Raw genomic sequence first — 1,904 nt, 5'->3', positions numbered from 1 at the left:
GGTCGTGACGACGTACTGCACCATGTGCTTCGCCCACGGCAGGTGGTTGCGGTTCCCGCACCCGTCGGTCGTCGACTTCAACGCGGACCTGCACAACGGCGTCTGCTACCTGATCTTCGACCAGACCGAGCCGCTGCAGCTGACCGGTCCGCAGATCCCCTGGCTGGTCGTCCTGCTGGCGAGCTTCCTCCACGGCCCCGACCGACTCCCGACGCTGCCCCTGCTCCACACCATCGCGCGGGCTTGAGAAGGCACCGGGACGAGGCGCCTCCTGGCGGGTGCCTGCCGACAGCCGGGCGGCGCTTTGCCGACGCACGAGCGGAATGTCGTGCGGGAGACAGGCAAACGACTGTCGGACGATCACATCCCTGAACGAATGGTTCCGTTACGTGGACTCCCGCGCACCGCTCGTCCGGCTGCCCGAGGTGGAGGTCCGGGTGCGGGCGACTATTTTCGTGGTCCCGGGGAGGTGGCACCGGGTACTTTGACCGCATGGCAACCGTTTCCGCGCTGACGTCGTACCCGATCAAGGGATGTGCCGGGGTCGCCGTCGAACGGGCCGAGGTCACCGCGACCGGGTTGCCCCACGACCGGCTGTTCGCGCCGGTCGGGCCGGACGGGACGATCGTCTGGCAGGGCCAGGCGCCTCGGTTGGCGGCGGTCCGGGTCCGGCTGCTGGACGGGGGCACGGGGCTGGCCCTGAGCGCACCCGGCGCCGGCGAGCTGGAGCTGGACGTGGCGGTGGACGGGCCGACCGTGCCGGTGGAGGTGGAGAAGTGGCCGGGGTCGGGGGTCGACCAGGGCGACGAGGCGGCGGAGTGGCTGTCCGAGGCGATCGGCACGCCGGTCCGCCTGGTGCGCGAGCCGGCCCGGTCGGTCCGGGCCCGCCGCGGGTCCGACCCGACCGCCCTGCTGGTCCTCTCACCGTCCACCTTGGACGGTCTGAACGCGCGGATCGCGGAACGGGGTGCCGATCCGGTCCCGATGGACCGGTTCCGGCCGAACGTCGTGATCAGCGGCTGGGACGAGCCGCACACCGAGGACCGGGTGGGCCGGATGTCGGTCGGCGGGGCCGAGATCGGCTTCGGTGAGCTGGCGATCCGCTGCGCGGTCACCCTCGTCGACCAGTCGACCGGGGTGCGCGCCGGTCCCGAGCCGTTGCGCACCCTGGCCGACTACCGCCGCGAACCCGACGGCGTCAGCTTCGGCCTGAAGGCCGCCGTGCTCACGCCCGGCCACATCGCGGTCGGTGACGAGGTCACCGTCATCGAATGGCGGTGACCTCCTCGGGGTGACGGGCTACTGCACGGGGTTCCAGCCGTCGCTGCCCGCCAGGTACTTCTGCGCGGTGTAGTCCGCCGCGGTCGCGCTGCTCATCTGCGGGCGGTCGGTGGTGCCGGTGCTCGCGCCGGCACCGGTGTTGGCGTACTCGGTGAACCGGCACGTCTTCCAGGAGAACCCGCTCATGTCCTGCCAGGCCCCGGCCTGGCGGATGTGCCCGCCCAGCGCCGAGTCGCGGACCAGCACCTGACCGATCGCGTCGGCCGCGCCACCGGCGTGCCAGCACCGGCCCAGGGCGACGGTCCGCGCCGCGGCCGAGCTCGTCAGCGTCGACCTGGTGATCAGGATGCCGTACCGGTTGGACGAGTGGGTGGCGGCGGCGGTGATGTAGCCGTTGTTGCTGCTGCCGCGGTCCAGCGAGCGGATGGTCGTGGAGTCGACGACCAGCGCGCCGTTGCCGTAGATGAAGTCGACCGCGCCTTCGATGTAGCTCTTGTAGACGTACTGCCGGACCTGCGAGCTGCCCGTGCCGCCCCAGGACAGGAACGTGTCCTGGTAGCCGAGCATCCGCACGTTGCGGTAGACCTGCCGGTCGCCGCCCGCGTACAGGGCCAGTGCCTGGC

General features: G+C 71.6%; 3 protein-coding genes. 2 read left to right on the top strand and 1 reads right to left on the bottom strand.

The genetic code is table 11. The annotated features are described in order from the left end of the window. Positions 1–247 (top strand): hypothetical protein (locus AB0G02_RS33400; protein ID WP_360802311.1); only part of this gene is annotated, 247 nt, incomplete at its 5' end. A 245-nt stretch (positions 248–492) separates the two neighbouring features. Then, positions 493–1,281, top strand: coding sequence for an MOSC N-terminal beta barrel domain-containing protein (locus AB0G02_RS33395; protein ID WP_360802308.1), 789 nt, complete (start codon positions 493–495; stop codon positions 1,279–1,281). Between the two features lie 18 nt (positions 1,282–1,299). On the opposite strand, the gene AB0G02_RS33390 is transcribed toward AB0G02_RS33395, so the two are convergent. Further along, positions 1,300–1,904 (bottom strand): pectinesterase family protein (locus AB0G02_RS33390; protein WP_360802304.1); only part of this gene is annotated, 605 nt, incomplete at its 5' end.

It is taken from the genome of Actinosynnema sp. NPDC023658 (assembly GCF_040639995.1).
Lineage (GTDB): Bacteria > Actinomycetota > Actinomycetes > Mycobacteriales > Pseudonocardiaceae > Actinosynnema.
The sequence above is the reverse complement of the archived record's forward strand: the minus strand, read 5'-3'. Positions and strand labels throughout refer to the sequence as shown.

Coding starts and splice junctions, on each gene's coding strand:
- AB0G02_RS33395 (WP_360802308.1), top strand. CDS start 493: ATGGCAACCGTTTCCGCGCTGACGTCGTACCCGATCAAGGGATGTGCC.